Source organism: Dietzia sp. CQ4 (genome assembly GCF_014145125.1).
Classification (GTDB): Bacteria; Actinomycetota; Actinomycetes; order Mycobacteriales; family Mycobacteriaceae; genus Dietzia; species Dietzia natronolimnaea.
Genome location: NZ_JAALDZ010000020.1, coordinates 1 through 1,800 on the forward strand (window position 1 = coordinate 1; position 1,800 = coordinate 1,800).

2 protein-coding genes and 1 pseudogene are annotated in these 1,800 nt (G+C 71.5%); 2 read left to right on the forward strand and 1 reads right to left on the reverse strand.

What is annotated here, in order from left to right; genetic code table 11:
- Nucleotides 1-226: pseudogene (locus G6031_RS01260) on the reverse strand (hypothetical protein); the annotation flags it as partial.
- A gap of 63 nt (nt 227-289) precedes the next feature.
- Between G6031_RS01260 and G6031_RS01265 the strand changes: the two are divergent.
- On the forward strand, nt 290-1,102 hold the full coding sequence (locus G6031_RS01265) for a hotdog fold thioesterase (RefSeq protein ID WP_182610675.1): 813 nt from the start codon (nt 290-292) through the stop codon (nt 1,100-1,102).
- Nucleotides 1,103-1,167: 65 nt separating this feature from the next.
- The gene (locus tag G6031_RS01270) at nt 1,168-1,734 is read left to right on the forward strand and encodes an NAD(P)H-dependent oxidoreductase (protein ID WP_179523697.1); all 567 of its coding nucleotides are present in this window, start codon (nt 1,168-1,170) and stop codon (nt 1,732-1,734) included.
- Nucleotides 1,735-1,800 lie beyond the last annotated feature (66 nt).

Consider the following 1,800-nt stretch of genomic DNA (forward strand, 5'->3'; position numbering starts at 1 on the left):
GGGCCCCCGCCACGTCGACCGCCCGACCCCGGTCCACCGTGTCGATCGCGCTGTGCGCGGCGGTGCGCAGCAGCAGCCACGCGCCCCCCGCCGCGGCGGCCAGCACCAGGATGACGATCGCGGTGGCGATCACGGTGGTGGCCGTGCGGATCGGCCAGCGTCGGGGCGTCGCGAGAACCTCGCTGCTCAGGGGTGCTGTCCGGGGGGGCTCTGCTCGTGGGGGCACGGCTCCATTGTGCGGCCACGTGGGCCCGACGGGCAGGACTGGAACACGTGTTAGCGTCGCGAGATGAGGGAATCGACGCACCACGGCCCGGAACCCCGGCTGGGACTGACCTTCAGTCCGAACGGGGACGGCACCGTGAGTTGGCACCAGCCGGTCGCCGACCAGTTCGTGGACCCGTCCGGGCGCTTCGCCACGGGGGCCCTGGCGGTGTTGGTCGACTCCGGTCTCGGGGCCGAGAACCACCGCCGTCGTCCCGAGGGGATGTGGACCGTGACCACCGAGCTCCGCCTGGATCTGCTGGCGCGCCCCCGTGAGGGGTCGACCGGCCTGGGCGTGCGCACGGACCACCTGGGCGACGACGGACACTGCCTCACCACGCGGGGCGACGTCCTCGATGACGACGGCGGGGTGGTCGCCGCGGGACTGGTCAAGTCGATGGAGATCGCGGGGGTCGTGGACCCGGATGACTACGACGACGAGCCGCCGTGGCCCTCGGCACTGGCACCGGGGACGCTGGCCGAGGTGTTGTGCCTGACGCTGGACCACCACGATGACGGCCCGGGGGGCACCCGGGCGGTGGAGGCCGTGATCGCCCCCGAACCGGCGCTGGCCAACCCGCTGGGAAACCTGCACGGCGGGGTCTTCGCCGCCGTCGCGGAGGTGGCCGGTGCGGCGGTGTTCCCGCACGAACGAGAGGTCAGTTCGTCCTCGCTCGACGTGCGATACGTGCGGCAGATCCCGCTCGTCGGCCCGGTCACGGTGCGCGCCGAGGCACTCCATGACGGTCGGAGCTGGGGGATCGCGCAGGCGGTCACCCGGGACGCCCGCGGCCGGGTGTGCGCGGTGGCGTCGGTCACTGTCTACGGCAGGCGGTAGATTGTTGCTGTGTCACTCAAGTACGGTCGTGGTGTCCACGACATCGATCGACGGAGGAGACGCTAGTGAAGATCGGCATCATCCTGGGCAGTATCCGCGACGAGCGGGGAGGCGCGGCCGTGGCCGACTGGGTCACCGCGGAGGCGGCGTCGCGGGAGCTCGCCACCTACGACCTGGTCGACCTCAAGTCCTTCGACGTCCCGCTCCTCACCTCGGCCACCGTGCCGGGTGCCGCGAACAAGCAGTACGACGACGAGCGGGTCACCCGGTGGAGTGAGGCGATCGATTCCTACGACGCCTTCATCTTCGTGACCCCCGAGTACAACCACGGCGTTCCCGGCGCCCTGAAGAACGCCTTCGACTCACTCGGCGACGAGTGGGCGGACAAGCCGGTCGCCTTTGTCTCCTACGGCGCCGAGGGCGGCGTACGCGCCGTGGAGCAGTGGCGCCAGATCGTCGCGAACTTCCGGATGTTCGGGGTCCGTCAGCAGGTGTCGCTGAGCCTGTTCACCGAGTTCGGCCCGGAGGGTCTCCAGCCGAACGACCGGCGCGCGGGGGAGATCTCCACCCTCTTCGACCAGCTCGAGGACGCGGTCCGTCGGTTCGCGCCGATCCCCGCGGGCAGCGCCTAGGGCTCGACGCGCCCGACTCTCGACGGGTCAACGGCCGCCGGCCCGCCTCCACATGGAGGCGGGCCG